General features: G+C 61.3%; 22 protein-coding genes. 10 read left to right on the top strand and 12 right to left on the bottom strand.

The genetic code is table 11. The features are described from left to right. Positions 1-10 precede the first annotated feature (10 nt). A complete protein-coding gene (locus I5L79_RS21130) occupies positions 11-349 on the top strand; it encodes a tetratricopeptide repeat protein (protein WP_196957078.1) in 339 nt (112 codons plus the stop codon). A gap of 94 nt (positions 350-443) precedes the next feature. Next, positions 444-659 (top strand): hypothetical protein, encoded by a 216-nt coding sequence (locus tag I5L79_RS21125; protein WP_196957077.1) that lies wholly within the window; start codon positions 444-446, stop codon positions 657-659. Positions 660-753: 94 nt separating this feature from the next. Here the strand turns inward: I5L79_RS21125 and I5L79_RS23530 are convergent, their stop codons facing one another. After that, positions 754-885, bottom strand: coding sequence for a hypothetical protein (locus I5L79_RS23530; protein WP_262894920.1), 132 nt, complete (start codon positions 883-885; stop codon positions 754-756). Positions 886-1182: 297 nt separating this feature from the next. On the opposite strand from I5L79_RS23530, the gene I5L79_RS21120 reads away from it, so the two are divergent. The 5 genes from I5L79_RS21120 to I5L79_RS21100 all read left to right on the top strand — a co-directional run bounded on the left by I5L79_RS21120 (position 1183) and on the right by I5L79_RS21100 (position 3981). Further along, positions 1183-2217, top strand: coding sequence for a hypothetical protein (locus I5L79_RS21120; RefSeq protein WP_196957076.1), 1035 nt, complete (start codon positions 1183-1185; stop codon positions 2215-2217). 115 nt (positions 2218-2332) lie between these two features. Further along, positions 2333-2608 carry a hypothetical protein gene (locus I5L79_RS21115; RefSeq protein ID WP_196957075.1) on the top strand — a complete coding sequence of 92 codons (276 nt, stop codon included), beginning with the start codon at positions 2333-2335 and terminating at the stop codon, positions 2606-2608. Positions 2609-2668: 60 nt separating this feature from the next. Beyond that, entirely contained in the window at positions 2669-3121 is a 453-nt protein-coding gene (locus I5L79_RS21110) for a hypothetical protein (RefSeq protein ID WP_196957074.1), read from the top strand. 8 nt (positions 3122-3129) lie between these two features. Then, positions 3130-3474 (top strand): hypothetical protein, encoded by a 345-nt coding sequence (locus I5L79_RS21105; RefSeq protein ID WP_196957073.1) that lies wholly within the window; start codon positions 3130-3132, stop codon positions 3472-3474. A 24-nt stretch (positions 3475-3498) separates the two neighbouring features. Continuing rightward, complete coding sequence (locus tag I5L79_RS21100; RefSeq protein ID WP_196957072.1) at positions 3499-3981, top strand: hypothetical protein; 483 nt, start codon at positions 3499-3501, stop codon at positions 3979-3981. Between the two features lie 30 nt (positions 3982-4011). On the opposite strand, the gene I5L79_RS21095 is transcribed toward I5L79_RS21100, so the two are convergent. The 3 genes from I5L79_RS21095 to I5L79_RS21085 form a co-directional block, all read right to left on the bottom strand. Beyond that, positions 4012-4845 carry an agmatine deiminase family protein gene (locus I5L79_RS21095; RefSeq protein WP_196957071.1) on the bottom strand — a complete coding sequence of 278 codons (834 nt, stop codon included), beginning with the start codon at positions 4843-4845 and terminating at the stop codon, positions 4012-4014. Next, positions 4842-5858, bottom strand: coding sequence for a hypothetical protein (locus I5L79_RS21090; RefSeq protein ID WP_196957070.1), 1017 nt, complete (start codon positions 5856-5858; stop codon positions 4842-4844). The genes I5L79_RS21095 and I5L79_RS21090 overlap by 4 nt, the downstream gene beginning before the upstream one ends. Before the next feature lie 200 nt (positions 5859-6058). Next, a complete protein-coding gene (locus I5L79_RS21085; protein WP_196957069.1) occupies positions 6059-6349 on the bottom strand; it encodes a hypothetical protein in 291 nt (96 codons plus the stop codon). Between the two features lie 318 nt (positions 6350-6667). Between I5L79_RS21085 and I5L79_RS21080 the strand changes: the two genes are divergently transcribed. Genes I5L79_RS21080 through I5L79_RS21070 form a run of 3 tightly spaced genes read left to right on the top strand, consistent with a single transcriptional unit; the run spans position 6668 to position 7471 of the window. Further along, entirely contained in the window at positions 6668-6805 is a 138-nt protein-coding gene (locus tag I5L79_RS21080; protein ID WP_196957068.1) for a hypothetical protein, read from the top strand. A 39-nt stretch (positions 6806-6844) separates the two neighbouring features. Continuing rightward, complete coding sequence (locus tag I5L79_RS21075; protein WP_196957067.1) at positions 6845-7240, top strand: hypothetical protein; 396 nt, start codon at positions 6845-6847, stop codon at positions 7238-7240. Positions 7241-7291: 51 nt separating this feature from the next. Then, complete coding sequence (locus I5L79_RS21070) at positions 7292-7471, top strand: hypothetical protein (protein WP_196957066.1); 180 nt, start codon at positions 7292-7294, stop codon at positions 7469-7471. Positions 7472-7563: 92 nt separating this feature from the next. On the opposite strand, the gene I5L79_RS21065 is transcribed toward I5L79_RS21070, so the two are convergent. The 8 genes from I5L79_RS21065 to I5L79_RS21030 all read right to left on the bottom strand — a co-directional run bounded on the left by I5L79_RS21065 (position 7564) and on the right by I5L79_RS21030 (position 18248). Further along, positions 7564-10581: a Tn3 family transposase gene (locus tag I5L79_RS21065; protein WP_196957065.1), complete on the bottom strand. Its 3018-nt coding sequence runs from the start codon at positions 10579-10581 to the stop codon at positions 7564-7566. A gap of 165 nt (positions 10582-10746) precedes the next feature. Then, on the bottom strand, positions 10747-13224 hold the full coding sequence (locus I5L79_RS21060) for a TonB-dependent receptor domain-containing protein (RefSeq protein WP_196957064.1): 2478 nt from the start codon (positions 13222-13224) through the stop codon (positions 10747-10749). Positions 13225-13301: 77 nt separating this feature from the next. Next, positions 13302-13769 (bottom strand): PepSY-like domain-containing protein, encoded by a 468-nt coding sequence (locus I5L79_RS21055; protein WP_196957063.1) that lies wholly within the window; start codon positions 13767-13769, stop codon positions 13302-13304. A 70-nt stretch (positions 13770-13839) separates the two neighbouring features. Then, positions 13840-14871 carry a sulfite exporter TauE/SafE family protein gene (locus I5L79_RS21050; protein ID WP_196957062.1) on the bottom strand — a complete coding sequence of 344 codons (1032 nt, stop codon included), beginning with the start codon at positions 14869-14871 and terminating at the stop codon, positions 13840-13842. A gap of 32 nt (positions 14872-14903) precedes the next feature. Then, positions 14904-15716 carry a phosphatase PAP2 family protein gene (locus I5L79_RS21045; protein ID WP_196957061.1) on the bottom strand — a complete coding sequence of 271 codons (813 nt, stop codon included), beginning with the start codon at positions 15714-15716 and terminating at the stop codon, positions 14904-14906. A gap of 28 nt (positions 15717-15744) precedes the next feature. Continuing rightward, the gene (locus I5L79_RS21040) at positions 15745-17019 is read right to left on the bottom strand and encodes a sensor histidine kinase (RefSeq protein ID WP_196957060.1); all 1275 of its coding nucleotides are present in this window, start codon (positions 17017-17019) and stop codon (positions 15745-15747) included. 18 nt (positions 17020-17037) lie between these two features. Further along, positions 17038-17724: a response regulator transcription factor gene (locus I5L79_RS21035; RefSeq protein WP_196957059.1), complete on the bottom strand. Its 687-nt coding sequence runs from the start codon at positions 17722-17724 to the stop codon at positions 17038-17040. Between the two features lie 107 nt (positions 17725-17831). Then, positions 17832-18248, bottom strand: a complete 417-nt coding sequence (locus I5L79_RS21030) for an EamA family transporter (protein WP_196957058.1) — start codon at positions 18246-18248, stop codon at positions 17832-17834. Between the last annotated feature and the right edge of the window lie 12 nt (positions 18249-18260).

Here is an 18260-nt window from a genome sequence, read left to right as displayed (position 1 = left end):
TCTGAACAGCATGGGATTCTTTGACTTTCTGAAACCGAAACAAAGCGCCGGCACTCTGAAAACGGGCGCTAATGGTATGCCCTACGTGGAAAAAACTTCATCTGGGCCCTTGTCATTTGATGACATTGTAGAAAGTGCAATGGGCCTAAATATGACAGGGCGTCCTAAGGAAGCTTTAGCTGCAATCAATAAAGCGCTAGCAATGAAGCCTAATGATGCCGACGCATATCATATTCGTGGCAGTATTAAGCATGATATGGGGGACACCGATGGAGCTTGCGCTGACTGGAAAAAAGCTAATTCTCTTGGTGGAAACGCTAACGACTTGCTTCGGAAATACTGCAAGTAAAAGTTATGTGCTTTTAGTCCATCCCTCCCGTTACATGCTGCTTGGCTATATCAAGGCTATTCATTCAATTGGAGAAACCTTGTAGTTTACCATCATGTCTAATGACGAACTACACTTTCTGGAAGAGCAGTTGGCCGGCACTGAGCTACTGGCTTGCGTGACGTGCGGGGAGGATACGCTACATGCCCATTTGGAAGTGCTGGAAGTTTACCCCGTAGGCACGGAACTGCTGATGCAGTGTACCCACTGCCAAACCGAGCGGAAGTGGATGGACTGGACGCCGACCAAGCCGAAAGGTCAGGAGAACTAAGGCAAGCAGGGGAAATATGACATTTATGTTGTAGATTCTAGGTGTACCATTTCTCACTGTTGCCATGTCAACCGCATACTACCCGCTTTTGCACCTACTCGACGAACACGTTCCCGTTACTTTCACCCTGAATATGTTCGGCAATCATTGCCATGTATTCAGGGGGCAGGCCGAGCTTGGCCATGTGAGCTTCTCTGACGAAGATGTGCGCCGTATCAAAGCCCACGCGTGGGGCAACACGCACCCCTTCACTCCCAGAATCCCCATTGAGCGGCTCATCAGCATTCTAGCCCCAGCAAGGTCTTAGCTTAGTGGAATCTCTCCTTGTAGCACAGAGCTACCAAAAGCCTTTTCGGTCACGCGGCCGGAAAGGCTTTCGAGTTTTTGCATGGCAATCAGATGGACCACAAGACAAAAGATATTGGTATAAAATACGAATAATAATTGTATAAAATGCAACTAAGGGGAGCCGGTGAATGTTGACCATTTAGAATCAACAACCACCCTAACTACCCTTTAGAGCATGGAAAATACCCATCTTGCCAGCTACCAGTTTGAAGTTCTCCGCCAGTACGGGGACAGCTTCCCGGCGGTGCTGTTCGCTACCATAGCTGAGGCAGCAGCTTATTGCCGCGTAGAGTTGAGCGGCTACCTCAACCGTACCGACGATAGAGCCGAGGCGGCTTCAGTGGCGGCGGGCCAGCAGGTGCGGTTTCGTGGCCCACAGGGTCTGCGCTGGGTGAAAGGTCTGACCTACCCGGTGCCAGCCGGAGCCGCGCCAGCGCGCTTTAATCCCGGGCAGACCGTACGCCTTTTTGGGGTAGAGCAGCCGCTGACGGTATCGGCCCGCGACTTTGTGCAGGGAGCCTGGCACTACCAGCTCAAAGGTGGTTTCAAGCCGGTAGCCGAGGCACTGCTGTTTGGGGTGGACGACGAGCCTACCCCACCAGTTGCGGCTGCTGTGCAGGCTGAGCCGTTGCTGTTCAGCCTGCACAGCAGCCAGATACTGGCCGGTGACGAGCAGGGGCAGCCGTTCTGGAAACCCTTACCGCCGCGCCTGTTTGTGCAGGTGCAGGCCGGGCAACCCGACCAATCGCGCATCGTTGCGCTGTGCGGCACCACCGGCAAGCGGTTTGTGACCCATGCCTACGAGCACGGCCCATTTCAACTCGCAGACGGGCAGCGGCTGGCCAGCGTGAAGGCCCTGGGCGACTACTTCGCCCGCCAGCACCGCGCCATGCTCCCGGCCGAGGGGGCGGCCATGCTGCTGGGAGTCGACGGCAGCATCCAGGAAGTGCGACACGTGAAGGGCCGGACGTTCAAGCTGGCGCAGCTGTATACGGCCTTGGAATGCGACTACATCGACGTGCACCATCTTCAGCACGGGGCTTACCAGGACTGGATTCTGGTCTTCGACGACGAGGGCAAATTCAAGGAGCGTCCCATTAACCCGCTGGCCACGGCCCTATGGTACGAAACCTATCCGCTTGACCAGTACTCGCCCGTGGATGTGGTGGCCGGCCCGGTACTACTCATGCGGTCTGAGATGATGAGGTAATGCCCGCAGCATCCCGGTTGGCCAGTGGCCGGCCGGGATGTTTTGCAAATAGGCTGCTTTCTACTGATTTCGCAGTAAGTGCAATTATACTTCGTACATTGTGCATAGAATAGCTATGGCTGTTTCCGTTCCTGTCGACCACTTCACGGCTGACCCGCTACCGCTGGAAAAAGCCAGGGCTTGGCTAGCACTCGTTCTCAACCACCCGGCTTTTTCTGCCGAGCGCCGGCAGAAGGCGGGCCAGTTGCTGGCCGCCACGTCGGATGCCCGGCAGGTCTGCCGGTGGGCCGCGCTGGCGCTAGCGGAAAGTGAGCGGTGGGAGGATGCGATGCTGCTCCGTGAGGAAGCGTCGCGGGGCGGCCGTTCAAGTTTCCCGCGCTGCTGCCACTAACGGCGCGTCTGTACGTAAGCCGGACCTAGTACCTGAGTTACCATTCCTGACCCCTTGCTATTGGAAAGCCTGCTTTGCATCCCCGGTATTCGACAAGCCGAGCCCTTCTATTTCTTGGATGACCAGGCCCAGTCCGCCCGGAGTGAGGTGCTGGTTCACCCGGCCCACGGGTGGGCTATAGCCCTTGACCTGCCTCAATTCTTCTGGGACCGTATTGGATTAGGCGTCGTGGACTTGGCTGGCAAGCTCTGTGAGCAGTACGCCATTGCTCCGCCGGCGCTGGTAATGCTGGTGCGCTACGCTGCCCCGTATGACGACCGCTACTATCTGATGCGATTCGTGCACGGCGACGAGAGCATATTCGGAGGGTTCACCTTTATCGGCCCCATGCGCGAGCTACTCGAGCCGGAGCAGGTAGAAGAACTGCTAGCCCAGGTGCGGGCCGGCGGGCCGCCCCAACGCTCATTCCGCGCCATTAAAAACCCTTTGCTCCCCCTTACCAGCAGAAAGTAGCCTTGCCCATGACACGTCACCTTATCTCCATCCAGGCGCAGGCTGCCACCGTCACGGCCAGCACCCTCGCCGAGTTGCTGCGGCAGACCGGTACCAAGATTATGCAGCTCACGGAGGGCTTGGATATCAACCACCGCACGGCCCAGCGCCGCATCAAGGAGCCCGAGACTCTGACCATAAAGGAGCTGCTGGCGCTGGCCGCGCTGCTAAGGGTACCCGAGCAACAGCTTATCGACCTCATCCGCGACGAGTATCAGAACCGGCCGGCGGAGCCGAGTGGGGATGAAAGCGAGGAGCCTTCGCAATCTACTGAGGCCAAGAAAAAGCCCTCCAAAAAGGCTTCAAAATCCTGATTCAGCCAGTCGCAAAAACAAGCTATGCCCAGCTACGAGCCATCCGTGATAACACTTCCCGCCAGTGAAACGGCGCATTTAATCGAGAAGCAGCTGATTCATTCTCGGCCGGCCAAGAAAAGGCTGCTTAGCCGCGACCGATACTATTGCTTTCGGGGAGATGGAAACGAAATGAAGCGAATTTATAGCATTATACACGTTCTATCTGGCGTGGACCCAATACTCGCGCTGCAGCAACTCAATCAAGCTGTCTTTCCCAACTCATTTGGGCTGACTGAGGACCAAGCTACTCGCCTGAAAAACTATCTGAATGGGATAGAGCATGGGATTAGGGCGAAACGAATTAAGATATCCACTTACCATGAGCCGCAGGTATTCTATTTCCTGGCCACCAAAGAAGACGATACTCTGCCCCCGCATACGCGCCCGGCAAAGCCAACCACAGGACCAATAAATTACACCCGGGATGAGTTGAAGGCCGGGGGCATCCTGCCTGCTAAAAGCTAGCGCCTGCGCAACTGGGAGGCTATTGCTGTCTCAATTCGTATTCCACGTCACGCAGTGAAATACGCCCCCTTGCTTGGCCACTGCTCTGCCATCGAGCGAAATTATTTCAAAGTCGGGGTAGAGTTCGTGCAGGCGGCGCATGACTAGCTCATCTTCTGCTTGGTGGTAGATGGGAATAATCAGTGTCTTCCCCACATTCAGGTAGTTGATATACTCGCCCACTGCCGATGTGTAATCGGTATTCTGGTAGGGATTGTAGGGCAAGGGCACAGAGTCGAAGCCGGCGCGACGCAGGGCCTTCAGCAGGCGCTGCCAGATGATGGGCTCGTGCCGGCGGTAGTCATTTACCAGGGCCGTTCGCTCATCGAGCAGCTGCACCAACCCGTCAGCATGGCCAGTGAAGTCGTCGGGGTGAGCCGGTATCAAGTCAATCCGGTCTACTTCCAAGGCATCGGCCAGCAAGCGCAGCAGCCGGGAGCGGGGCACCGTGGGGTTTTCGCGCAGCACCTTGTCCGACATAAGCACCCGGCCGAACCGGCTGACCATGTTGCCGCCGTCGACTATGAGCGGGCTCCGCTGGAGCGGCAGGCCCAGCCGGTTTGCTACTGCAGCGCCGTCGGTGATAGTCGTATGCCACCGCCTAGGGCGCAAGTAGTCCGGGAAGTAGCGAAACTGCATCAGCTTGCCGCTTGTGGTAGGCACGGGCATAAAATCCCGGGCCCAGATATCCCGGGTTCCGGGCAGGGTAGCGACTGTCGCCCCACTTTTAAGCAGCGCATCAGTGAGGGCCGTTGCGGTAGCGGGGTGGCGCTGGGCGAGGGTATCGGCCAGGTAGAAGCGGGCAACTGGGCTAGCCGCAATCATAGCCAGCCTGGCTTATAGCCCAGGATGCGGCGCACCGTGTCAGCATCCATGCGCTGCTGCTTGCAGATGCTTTCCTTGTTTTTGAGTCGGGATAGATATCCTTCATCGGCCAAGAAGCGGTAAGGCCGCGTCACGTAGGGAAGCACCGTATCTTCCTCGTCAGGCCGAAAGGTTAGCCCTACGCGGGCCGTGCGCCAGGCTGTGGGCGGTGCTTCCGTCGGGGTAGAACTCTCTTCCAGGGAAAGGTACGTAGCGCCGTTCAGCGCGCTGCCCCAGCTGGCTACCAGCGCTCTGGTCAGGAGCTGCGGGCCCATGATGTAAGGGTAGGAGGGCGTTACCTCGTCGGTAGGGGCAGTGCTCAGCAATTGAAGCCCCCGCAGCAGAATGCCACCAAAGCTGTTGCTGTCCCGGTCGCCAAACGTAAGGTCTAGACTGGTAGCCTTGTTGAAATACCAGTGCAAAGGCTTTAGCTGTTCCGCGTCTCTGTGTACGTAGGGGTCGGGGTGGTTTCGGCTGTGATAGTAAAACTCCAGCTCCGTGATGCGGAAGATTTTGGTTTCTGTCCGCACCACCAGGCGATGCTGCAGCGTGGCGGCTATCTCCGTGAAGAAGTAGTCGATGTCTTCGGGCTGCGCCTCGTGAATCTGCTGCGTCAGGTACTGAAGCCATTCCTTCGGCCGGCTGTAGTTGCGGCGGTCGGCGGCCAGTAGGTACTCGCTGAACTCAGCGGCAAAAGGTACTTTCTGCTCAATGAGGTAGCGGGTTTGCGGCAGCCGCCCCGCGAGCGCGGTATGATAGTAGTGACAGATGAATCCTCCCAGCTCAGGTGACCCCGCTACGCGCAGGCCTTCAAGCAGCTCGGGCAGCGAGGCCTGGTCCGTGAGCCAGCATTCGTCATACAGAAAGTAGGTATAAGTCGATGACGGCAATTCAGCCTCGGTGATGACACGGCTGGCCGGTAAATGGGCCGCTTTGCCGGCTTTCAAAGTCTCGATTTGGTGGGAAGAGAGCATAGGTAACACTGGGCTGATTGGTAATAGATGCCACAACATTACACCGCGAATTCATCCGCTCCTAACGAATTGCAAGCTTTCTAAAAATGAGCTAAGTAGTTGTTTTAGTAGCAATTATAAAATTTACAATTGCTGTAATAGCAACAGTAAAAACTAACAATTTCGCTTGCGGCATCTCGCTGAGAATAGTTAGCGCATCCTTAGTCAGGGTCTTCCTCTTCCAACTCCAGACCATTGAGATTCAGGAGTGAGTCGCAGGTTCTCTCCACATTGGTAAGCAGCTTGGTCAGCAGTTGAACATTTGTGTCGCTGCAACTCTCCAAAAGCTCTTTCGAGATGGTGTGTACTTCTCCCACCTCCACAGTATCCGACCAGTCTTTCAATTCGTTGGCGATGGCGACCTGAAAAGTGGCGTCGAATAGTATCTCCCGAATATGTACCAGCATGGCGGCGGCATCGGTTAAGCTCTGTTTATAGGGGTCAGTACTCATACTGTCTAGGGGAGAATCGGACAAGGTATTGATAGGCGCGAAGCTAACATAGCGACAATGGCCAGTAGAATAGGCTTCCATCCTCTGAATGCCTTATCCATTTCGCTGCGCAGGCCATACACCGCAAACAGGAGTGGGCAATGGGGAAAAAATGGTCTGGCAGCAGCATAATGCTACTAGCTCGCTCGACTAGCAATGGCACTTTCATACAGACAATATTTGTATTTTATGCAAAGTTTTATTGTATAAAATGCAACTAAATTGATAGCGGTGGGGTTTTGTAAGTATAGGAAATGAACCCAAAATCACCCCTAAACCATGCATTACGACGCTTTTGAGCTTGCGCCCGGCGAGGTATTAGCTGACCGCTATGACCCCGCTGATGAGGAGTTGCCGCATCCCGCGACACTCACGGCCGACGAGCTAGCGGCGTGGGAGGCTGCCCCTTGGTTCTAATCCAATATGTCCACCACTCATTTTTCCCCAACCGCCCCGATGAAAGCCAAACGCACGTACCGCCCCGCCCGCCGCATTCCCGCTGACCGTCTCGCGCATATGCGCGCCGTAGCCGCTGCCAAGGCACAGGCCCGCGAGGACGCTTATCAGCAGCGCATTGCCCCGGTAGAAGAGTTTGCCGCCGCCCCGCGCCTGACGATGCTACCCGGCGGTCTGCATTGGTCAAGCCAAGCGCCGGTGCCGGCTATCGGAGCCACGGTAGCTGTGAGTCGTGCTGGCCACATTGAGCAGGCCGAAGTAAAGGGCTACTGCCACGCCGCCGGCTTCCTAGGGTTGGTAACGGAGACTACCCGCCACACCAAGACTGGCCGCCGCAATCCTCTTAGTGCCCGCGCTAACTGCGTTTTCGGCAGTCAACTGGCCATTGCCGCTTAGGTGTAATAGTGTAGCCCGCTCGTTTCCATCGTCTCACTCTAGTCTTGTACCATGTCTGCTTCCACCATTCTTGTGCCCACTTACCGAGCCGTCGCCACGCAATTCCTGCCTATGCGCCACGGCGAAGGCCGCCGCTTCCTGACCAACCCAGCTATCTGTGGCGGCTCCGGTCCGGGTACGCTGCTGGGTAATGTGATGTGTCTGGGCGGTCAGTATTACGTTACGGGGTAGCACAATAGTTGGAACCGAAATTCCCGCTAAGGAAAATCAGGATTCGTTTTCAGTAAAGAGGCAATTCCAGCGCAACCTGTAGTTTGCCCCAGTTACCCTACCGGCGCAAAACGTTCCTGCCACTGGGCCGGGTCGCGCAAGGGGCGCAGCTCCCCGGCAGCCAAGTGCGCGGGCAAGCTGAAGTCGTACTGGCCCAGCATGTTCACATGCTCGTGCAGCAGCGGGGAAAGGCGGGCAATGTCGTCGGCCGCCACGTCGTGCCCGGCCGCCTGGTGCTGCTCCAACGCGTGCTGTAGGTAACGCGTGTTCCACAGGACTACTGCGTTGACGACCAGCCCTAACGCCCCCAACTGGTCTTCCATGCCCTCGCGGTAGCGTTGGCGCAGTTCCCCCTTACGGCCGTGAAACACGGCGCGGGCCAGCGCGTGGCGGCCCTCGCCCCGGTTGAGTTGCACCAGGATGCGGCGCCGGTAGGCTTCGTCCTGCACGTAAGCCAACAGGTACCGTGTCTTTTCGATCCGGCCAAACTCGGCGACGGCACGTCCCAACCCAGATAAGGAACCCGCCCGTTGCAGCGTGCGCATCACGGCGGTGGCCTTGGCCTTGCCCAGCTTCAACGAACCGGCCAGGCGCAGCAGGTCGTCCCAGTGCTCGGTGAGGAGCCGGGCATTGACGACGTGGCGGCTCAGCCCGTTTAGCGGCCCGTAGTCGTCGGCCGGCTGCAGGCGCCAGAAGCGCTGGTCGGGCAAATCGGCCAGTCGGGGGCTGAAGCGGTAGCCCAGTAGGGCAAACAAGCCGAACACCACGTCGCTGTAGCCGTGCGTGTCGGCCATAATTTCGCGCGGGTCGAGGCTGGTTTGCTGCTCCAGCAGCCCGGCCAAAATAAACAACGAATCGCGCAGCGTGCCGGGAATGACGATGCCGTGGAAACCGGAGAACTGGTCGCTGGTGAAGTTGTAATAGGTCACGCCGCGCTGGCCTGGAAAATACTTGCCGTTCCAGCCGGCGTAGATGGTGCGCACCGGGACCACGAAGCGCAGACCGTCGGCCGAGGCGACTTCCCCGCCGCCCCAGGCCTGGGCCAGCGGCAGCACAGCCTGGCCGTCGACCAGCCGGGCGTTGGCGGCGGTGAGCGTTTCCTGGCGCAGGTAATGCTGCTGCACCCAGGCCAGTCGCGGCAAGGTCAGCGCTGGCACTTCCGGTCGCGCCACGGTTTTCAGGCCGATGTTGCAGGCCTGCGCCAGCAGCACGGCGCAGAGGCTGCGGGTCAACTCCGGGTCGGCCGGCTGCCCGTCGGCCACGTGGGTAAAGGCGCTGGCAAAGCCGGTGAAGGCGTCCACTTCCAGCAGCAAAGCGGCCAGCTCCACCGGCGGCAGTTGCTGCGCCAACTGCTCGCGCAGCTGCGTCAGGTGGGCGGGATCGGGCTGCGCGGCCAGCGGGCTGAGCACCAGCGCAGGCGGGTCGCCGGGCACCAGTTGCAGGGCGGTGTTCTGGGCAAGGTTGGCTTGCACGTCCGTGTAGGCGGCGTGCAGCTTCTGCTGTAGGCGCGCCAGTTCCACCGCCGGATCGGTGGAGCGGTCCAACGCCCGGGCCACGGACTCGCGGGCGGCTTCCCACGCTTCGCCTCGCAGCAGGTCGGCCCGCGGGTCGCCGTAACGCTCACTCACGGGCACGAATACATCGCGGCGGCGCAGCGCTTGGTGCAGCCGGTCCAGCACGCAGAGCGTGTAAGCCGCCGGGTCCACGTCGCCGGAGCTAGGAAACACGCGCCGGCGCCAGTTGGCGGGCACCACGGCGGCCGGGGCCTTAGCCCACCCCGGCCGGCCCCGGCCCGGCTGCTCGCGCTGCTGCAGGAACGTCCAGGCTTGTAGCAACGGGGTAGCCGCCGGCGTGCCCTCGAACCTGATGCCCGCGAGCAGGGCGGGCAGAAACCGCCGCACCGTCGCGTAGCGCCCCGCCAGGGCTGGCGGGGCCGGATCGTCGGCGTGGCTGGCCAACTGCTGGACGGCCGCGGCGGCGTCCCGCAGGGCCGTCTCGCCGACGGTGGCCAGCACCTGGGCGCGTACGGCGTCGTCGGGCACGGCCGGGTCCAGCACGAGGCGCGCGGCCTGCTGCAGCACCAGCGCGGCTGCGTCCAAATCCTTGAGGGTGCGCAGCCGCTCCCGCCGGTGCTGGGCCTCCCCGCGTAACGCCAACGTGGCCAGCAGCCCGTCGAACAGGTCCAGGACGTCGTCGGTGGCGGTGCGCTCCAGGCTCTGCACAAACGCCAGCAGGGTCGCGGCCCGGCGCTCCGGAGCCATGCGCAGCAGCGGCTGGGCCCAGGCCTGGTGTGCGTGCCGGGCCAACCGGGCCAGACGGGCGTTGGGTACCTCGTGCAGGGATACGTCGCTGACCCCCACCGCCCGGATCTGCGCCAGCCGCTGCAGGGCCTCCACCAAGCCCGGGGCCGACACGCGCGTGGGCGGCGTGCGCAGTAGTTCCAGCGGCGTCAGCCGATGGCCGGGGGGCGCCACGAGCAGCGCGTCCAAGGCGTGCCGTTGGGCGGCATCGAGCCGGCCCCACAGCAGGCGGTACAGATGGCGGCTATGGCGTTGGTGCACCCGGGCAATCAGCCGGGCCAGCGGCGAGACGCCGGGCAGCACCACGCGCTGGGCAACCAGGTGGGCCGTGGCCAGGTCGAACAGGACGCTGGGGCGTACCGTGCTGGTGCTGACTTGCGCGTAGAGCCATCGGGCGAGCCGAAACCCTTCCCGGCCGGTGAACGGCCGGTAGTCCAGATAGGCCACGATGTGGGCTTGGTGTTCGTACCAGGTGCTGGGGCGGGTGCGGTAGTCGTCCCACGCCGCCGGGCAGAGCTGCAGTTGGGCCGCCAGGGTGTCGACGACCACCGCCGGCACCTGGAAGGGGTCCGGCAGAAACGTGCCCAGAAACCGGAGCGTGCAGAGCTGAACCGCGTAGCCGAGGCGGTTAGCTGGCCGGCGCCGCTGCGCCACGGCCGTCCGATCCGACGGGCTCAGGTAGAAAAATTGCGCCAGCTGTTCGGGGCTAGGGGCTGCAGCAAAGCGGCCGTAGCGGGCGGCCTGTTCATCGCTCAGAAATTCAACGGGCATACCGTTTCACGCAGATTTACTTGGCGCCTCGTTGGCTACTCAGGAAGCGAGAAGGTGCAGTGCACACATCAGCCGGTGCCACACAGCGCCGCTGCCGCAGGTGCGTAGCTCACTGTCCGGCCTGTCCGCTTCATTTCCGCCGCAGGGTGGAGCCCCGTGCCGAAGTTATTCAAACCCGTTCCCAGCTTCCGCGGGCCCCTGTTGGGGCCGCCGACGCTGGTTGGTATCGACGCCGTCCTGCCCAAAGCGGTAGCTGAACGTGAGAATAGCAATACGCGACTCGCGCTTGGTGCGGCTGACGGCGTCGAGGTTGGGGCCGTAGGCAGTGAAATTGTAGCGCAGCGTATTGAACACGTCCGACACCCGCAGGGACAAGCTGCCCCGGTCGCCGAGCACGGCATACTTGGCAGCCACATCGGTGTTGAAGGTAGTCAGGCGGCGGCCCTGGGCCGAGACGACCGGCGAGCGGTAGTTGGCCGACACCTGCACATCGAGCTTCTTCACCGGCGTGAGCGTGGTGTTGACGCGGGCGGTGTACACGAAGTTGCTGTTGTTGATATCGGTGCTTGGGCCGCTGCCCTTGATGATGCGGCGGAAGGCCGAGGCTGTGCCGTTCAGCTTCCAGAACGAGGTCAGGCTGGTGGCGCCGATCAGCTCCAAGCCGTAATTCGTCTCGTCGCCCAGGTTCAGGCGGGTGCTGCTCGTGACCACGTTGCCCGTCAGCGGGTCGGTGATGACTTCCCGAAACCCTTTGATGGTCTGCGTCTCGATGTTGTAAAACGCGGTGCTGGTCAAGGAGCCGCTCTTACCGAAGTACTTCTGGTGGCCCAGCTCCACGGCGTGGATGTATTCGGGCAGCAGCAGAGGATTGCCGGTATTCAGGTTCAGCGGGTCGGATCGGTCGGTGAAGGGGTTTAGTTCCCCCTGGTCGGGACGCTGCACGCGCTTCGAGTAGCTCAGGCGCAGCTGCTGCTCCTGGCTTAGTTCGTAGCTGAGCACGGCACTGGGAAACAGGTTCAGGTAGCGGCGCCGGAACTGCTGCCCGGTCGAGAGCTGGTTGCCGTGGGTGTTGGTCTGTTCAGCGCGCACGCCGGCCTGGTAGCTCAGGTGCCCCACCGCGTTGCCATACGTGGCGTAGGCGGCTTGAATATACTCCTGGTAGAGGAAGTGATTCGACGGGTCGAAGGCCAGTGGCAGCGTGCTGGTAAAGCGGTAGTCGTTGTCGTAGTTGCGCCACAGGCTTTTGGCCCCGGTTTCCAGTCGGCTTTTCTCGCCCAGTGGCTGCACGTAATCCACCTGCGCCGAGCCTTGGTGGAGCATGTTATCGAAGTGCTGCTGCTGGCTGGGCGTGGCGCCGCCGTCGATGTAGTATAGGCGCGAGTCGATGGTGTTCTGTCCGTGCAGGGGCGTGTAAATGGCGCTGGCCGTCAGCTCCCGGCCTTTCTGCCCGGCCCAGGTGTGGCGGTAGTCCAGCGTGAGGTCAGCCGAGCGGTTGGTGCTGCGGGCGGTGTTGCTGCGGTCGGTGGTGCCCAGGCTGTCGGCGTAGCTGCGGGTGTCGAGGTAATTGAACTGCCGCGACGCAATGTTCTCCCAGCTGTGGCCCGCGTTGTAGCGCGGCTGCACCGACAGGGTCAGCGTCTGCTCGGGCGTGAGGCTGTAATCGATGCCCAGCCGCAGGGCGTTCGACTGGTTGTAGACGACGCCCTGACGATTCTGTCGTAGTACGCGCCGGGTACTGCTGCCGGCTGCATCGGTACTGGTGATGGTCTGGTCCAGGGAGCCATAGCCGGTACGCCGGTCCTGGCGGCCGTCGTAGGTCAGGAACACGTTCGCCTTGCCCTTGTGGTAATTCAGGCTCAGCGCGCCGTTGTACTTGTCCTTGGTACCCGCGCCGGCCGTGACCTGCCCGTTGAGCCCGTCGCGGCGGTTTTTCTTGAGCACGATGTTGATGATGCCGGCCGCTCCTTCGGCGTCGTAGCGGGCCGAGGGGTTGGTAATGACTTCCACCGACTCGATCTGGGAAGCTGGAATCTGGTCGAGCGAGACGCCCCGGCCCCCACCAGCCGCGCCCGAGGGCTTGCCGTCGATGAAGATGGTGACGCCGCTGGAGCCGCGCAGGCTCACCGATCCGTTCTGGTCCACCGTCACGGAGGGCACGTTCTGCAGCACGTCAGCCGCGGTGCCGCCCACCGCCGTCAAGTCCTTAACCACGCTGACGACCTTTTTGTCGAGGCCGGCCTGCACTACCGCCCGCTCGCCCTGAATGACCACGTCCTTGAGCTGGGTGGCCGTCGGGCGCAAGCGCAGCGTGCCCAGCTCCACGGCGGCAGCGGCCACCGTTACAGGCTTGCGGCCGGGGCGGTAGCCCAGCCCCGTGGCCCGCAGGGAGTAATTGCCGAAAGCTACCTTGTCGAGCACGAAGGCGCCGTTTTCCGCGGTCTGAGCGCCGGCCACGAAGCTGGAATCCTGGGCCCGCAGCAGCACCACGTTGGCGAAGGGCAGCGGTTGGTTGGTGGCCGCGTCGAATAACAGCCCGCGCACGGTAGCGGTCGACTGCGCCCGCGCCGCCAGTGGAGTCAGCAGTACGACCAGCACCAGCCAAAACGGGTATTTCAGGCGCTCCAGGCGAAAAAATGTATTCATCCGTCCAAAAGTAAGCCGGGACGAAACCTGCAGCAGGCTCCGTCCCGGCCATTCACTCACTCACGTTCACGCAGGTACTACTTCTTATCGGCTTTCGCGTCGTCGGCTTCGGTCTTGACCACCCCACCGTTGGCGTCGAAGATGACGTCCATCTTCTTGCCGGTCTTGCGCAGCTCGGCCTCGTAGGTGGTAGCGCCGGTGGCGGCTGTCACGATTTTGGCCGCCTCCGTCACCTGGTAACCGGCGTAGGCACTGGTCAGCTTGCTGCGGACGGCGGACGGCAGTTGCGCCACCCGGATTTCCGTTTCGGTTTCCAGCAGCTTCCCATCCGCCGTTAGCACGACCGACAGCTCCTCGGTACCCTGCTTAAACTCGGCCTCGTAGTTGCCGTCTTCCTTTTCCCACTTCACCTGCTTGGCGGCCGGGTGAGCTTTGTGGAAAGCAGCCGTTACGGCGGCGGGTACTTGCTTGGCCGTCAGCTCCTGGGCTTGGACGGCAACGGCTGCCCCCGTAATCAGGGCCAGCAGCAACAACGTTTTTTTCATGTGGCAATGCGGGTTACATGGTTGACGCTGCAATCTTACACCCCGTTTCTGTGGTTTTTCTGGTGCGTGTTCACGGCACTACGTCCAGCGAAACAACCCGCCCCCTATCGTTCAGATACAGCTCATAGTAGTGCCGGTTAAGCTGCCATACTTCCTCGATCTTGAGGATGGGTCGACCCTGCTGCAACCGGCGCATGGTAGCCTGCACAGCGGGCGGCAACTGCTCTAGGGTCACCGGCTGCTCGATGGCGGGGCTTTCGTCGATTTCCAGTTCCAATGTCAGGCTGCGGCTGCGCCACCAGCCGGTTACTTCCACTTCGTCGCCGAGCAAGGCGGTGCTGGCGCGCAGGTTGTCGGTGCTGCGCAGCTCGGTGGCGGCCGACCAGAGCATGAAGCCCCCGCTGAGTACCATCGCCGCATAGCCGATGCGGCGGAAGGCGGCCTCGGGCAGATAATGGACGATGCGCTTGGTAGCCGCCGTGGCCAGCACCGCTGCTACCGCCACCACGGCGCCCGCTTGCCAGGCTGGGCCGGTGAGCAGCCCCAAGGAGAGGTAAAGGCCCAGCTTGATCAGGTGCAGCAGCAGCTCGTTGGCCGCGCGGGTGGCGATGACTTGGTCCCGGCTCAGCCCATAGTGAAAGTAGAACTTATTGAACACCAGTCCCACCGCGCCCGTCAGGCCCGACAGAAAGCCCGCTAGAAACCCGATACCGCTCAGCTTCCGCCAGCCGATGGGCACGGGGGCCACGTCCGTCACCGGGGCCGAGCGACGCAGCATGGTCAGGTTCGAGAGCAGAAACAGACCGATGAACACCTCTAGGTACAAGGGGTTAAGGTATTTGAGCAGAAAGGCCCCCAGCAGCACGCCCGGCACCGCCCCCGGCACGAACCGGCGCGTGACCGCCCAGTTGATGTGGCGCCGAAACAGGGCCAGCTTCGAGACGGTGCTCGTGGCCGTGCCCACGGTGAGGGCCGCCGGTACTGCGGCGGTGGGCAGCACCCGCGCCAGCACGGGCAGCAGCAGCAACCCCGCGCCGCCCCCGCTTACCGTGCTTACCCCAAAGGCCAGCACGGCCGCAACAAAAATGAGTAGTAGTCCCACTGGAAAATCAGCAACGAGTTCTCACCTGCAGATTAGAGGACGACCACGACCGTGGCGCCCGCGGCACCATTCAGGTAGCTGGGCAGCACGACGGCCCGCTCCCCTAACCCCTTCCGTAATTGCCGGTGCAGCCAGGGATAGACCCAATACGCCAGTTCAGTGGAGGCCATTCCTACCCCCGCGCCGGCCAGCACGTCCGAGAGCCAATGCTTTTGCTTTACCACGCGCAGGGTTGCCACGCCAGTTGCCACCGTGTACCCCCCGACACTGTACCAGACGCTGCGCTGCCCATATTCCCGATCCAGAAAACGGGCGGCCGAAAAAGCCGCGCTCGTGTGCTGGCTGGGAAAGGAATCGAAGCCCGTTCCCTGCGGGCGCTCTACCCGGGTCAAGTGTTTGAGATTACTGGTGAGCATGTTGTTGATCGAATAGGTCAAGGTGAAGAGCAAAGCCTGGTTAAGCGTGCTGTGCCGGCCTTGTACGCCGAGCAGGCTGAGGCCCAGGGCAGTAGCGGCGGGCAGGTGCCGCAATTGATCATCCAGGGACGTGCGGACGACTGGAACGTGCTCCTGCACTTCTTCACGCACCTGCTCGTCGGAGGCAACGAGCTCAACGCGCCGGGTAGTCAGGGCGCCGGCACTAAACAGCAGCGCCGGTACCAGCACTCGCCGGTGGGCAGGCTGCCCGGCCCAGTGCGTGCTGCGGCTCAGCCAGGTGGCTGATCGGACTGCCGGGGCGACTGAATCCGGCGTGCTCGGCAGAAGGTGCTGGGTGTGGCCCGGGCGCGCGAGAAGCAGTAACCCGCTCACCAGCACCGGAAGAGAACGGTACAATCGTAGGTGCATACTCGGGGAAAAAGGCAGGATGTGTTAGCTAGGCAAACTGGACGCGCAGCAGATGGCGACTCTCGGCCTCCGTGAAGGCGTAGGTAATACTAAACCCATAGTAGGCGCAGATATGCTGCGCAATACTCAGGCCCAGACCGGGGGAGGTGGAAGCCGCATTCTGCTTGCGGAACCGCTCAAAAAATTGGGTTGGGTCCCCTTTAATTGCTGGGCCGGTGTTGCTGATTTCCAGGAACCGGGAAGTAAGCTGCACGTCTACCCGGCCCCCGGAGTGATTGTGCTTGATGGCGTTATGCAGTAAGTTCTGCAGCAGTGAATCGGCCAGGCCAGCATGCATGGTAAGGGCAGGCGGAGGCGAATCCACTCGCCAGGCGAGTAGTATCCCCCGCGCTTCGAGCAGGGGCTCGAGTAGGGTAATGCGCTCCCGCAGCAACTGGTCCAGCGCTACCGGCACGGCCTGGGTGGGGGCAAATTGGTGGTTTTCCAGGCGCGTGAGCAGCGTCAGCGCCTGGTGCAGGCGCGAGAGACGCTGAGCGCCCCCCAGCGCATCCCCCAGCACCGTGGCCAGCTGCTCGTCCTCCTGCAGCGCCGGCGCCTGCAGGAGCTGTTCCAGCTTGGCCTGAATGATAGCCAGTGGGGTCTGGGTTTCGTGCGCTGCGTTTTCCGTGAACTGGCGCAAGCTCTCGTAATCGCGCACCAGCCGCTCGCTAAGCATATTCAGGGCCTGATTCAGTTCCCGGAATTCGTCGATGGAGGAGGCCGGCAGCCCTAACGCGCGGTGGTGCTGCAGGTCGTAACCACGCAGGGCCACCAGCGTCTGCCGGAAAGGCAACCACAGGCGCTGGGAAAACCAATGGTTGAGGGCTACAACGCCGCCCAGCAGCAGGGCTAGAACCACGCCCAGTACGCCCACTACCACGGCCAGTACATCCTCGGTTTCCACCAGCGACTTGCGCACGGTGACCCACTCCGGCGCACTGGCCGCGCTTACCGGTTGCAGCCGGAAGGTCAATTGACGATGTGGCACCATTTCTTGTTCCACCGGATCGAGTAGGAGCGTATCAGAATAGCCCAGGGGCAGGGGCTGAAAGCTCCGGTCCAGGTTATCGGCATACGCCGGGTCGGGCAAGGCCAGGCCGCGGGCGACCTGCTGCTGCACATGGAGCTGACGGTTGTAGAGCAGCTCCTCTACCTCGTGGCGCAGAGCCCAGTCGAACCCCGCGTACAGCAGCAGACTGGCGAGGGCGAACAGACCCAGCGTCAGCCCCAGGTAATAGCGAGTGGTGGCCGTGAGCAGCTTCATTGGGCGTGTCTGACTACCTTAGCGAGCATCCTCGGTCGCGAGTTTGTAGCCCACCCCGTATATCGTGCGGATGTAGCCGTCGGCCCCTTTTTCCTGCAGCTTTTTGCGCAGGTTTTTCATATGAGTGTAAATAAAGTCAAAGGAGTCGGCCGCATCAATCTGGTCCCCGCACAGATGCTCGGCCACGGCTTCCTTGGTCAGCAGCCGGCCGGGATTAGCCAGGAAATACAGCAGCAGGTCATACTCCTTACGGGTTAGGGTAAGTGGCTCCCCGCGCACGTACACTTCCGCCAGCTCCGGCCAGACCAACAGGTCGCGAAACACGATGTGGTGCTGGCCCTGAAACTGGCGGCGGCGCAATAAGGCCCGCAGCCGGGCATTCAGTTCGGAAAGGTGAAAGGGTTTGGTCAGGTAGTCGTCGGCGCCCAGATCCAGGCCGCGGACCCGGTCATCCAGACCGTCGCGGGCGGTCAGGACCAACACGCCGGCGGCAGAGCCATCCGCTTTGAGGGTGCGCACAATATCCAGCCCGTCCCCGTCGGGCAGGGTCAAATCCACCAGCACGCAGTCGTACTGGTAAAGCCGGACCTTCTCGTAGGCTTGGGCGAAGGTGGCGGCCACCTCCACCACGTAACCGCCCTGGCGCAGGGAATCCACTAAGGTTAGGCGCAACGCCTCTTCATCTTCTACCAGCAGTAATTTCACAGCGTCTTATTCAGAAGGTAGGCACAAAGAAGCGAGGAGAATCTGAGGTAATTCTGAAGCAGCGCCACCAAGCGGTACGCTGCAGTAAAGAGCGCTATGCTGGTAGCTCACTTCCACAGTAAAACGAGGGTACCGACAACGATCAGTCCCGATCCAACGCTCGTTTGCCAGGTTAGCTTTTCACCCAGAAACACGACCGACAATCCAATGGCCAGCGCCACACTAAGCTTGTCGACCGGGGCCACTTGCGAGACGGTGCCCACCTGCAAGGCGCGGAAGTAACATAGCCACGATAAGCCGGTAGCTACCCCCGACAGCCCCAGAAACAGCAGGTTGGTGCGCGTCAGCGTTGAGAGCCCACTCAGCCCTCCCCGGGCGTAGACAATGGCCCAGGTCAGCACCAGAATTACCACCGTGCGGATGGCAGTAGCTAGGTTGGAGTCGACGCCGCGGATGCCAACTTTAGCCAGCACGGCTGTCAGGGCTGCAAACAGGGCAGAGAGCAAGGCATATAACCACCACATAGCTGAAGTAAA

Origin of the sequence: Hymenobacter guriensis, from assembly GCF_015773195.1 — a bacterium.
Classification (GTDB): domain Bacteria; phylum Bacteroidota; class Bacteroidia; order Cytophagales; family Hymenobacteraceae; genus Hymenobacter; species Hymenobacter guriensis.
The sequence above is the reverse complement of the archived record's forward strand: the minus strand, read 5'-3'. Positions and strand labels throughout refer to the sequence as shown.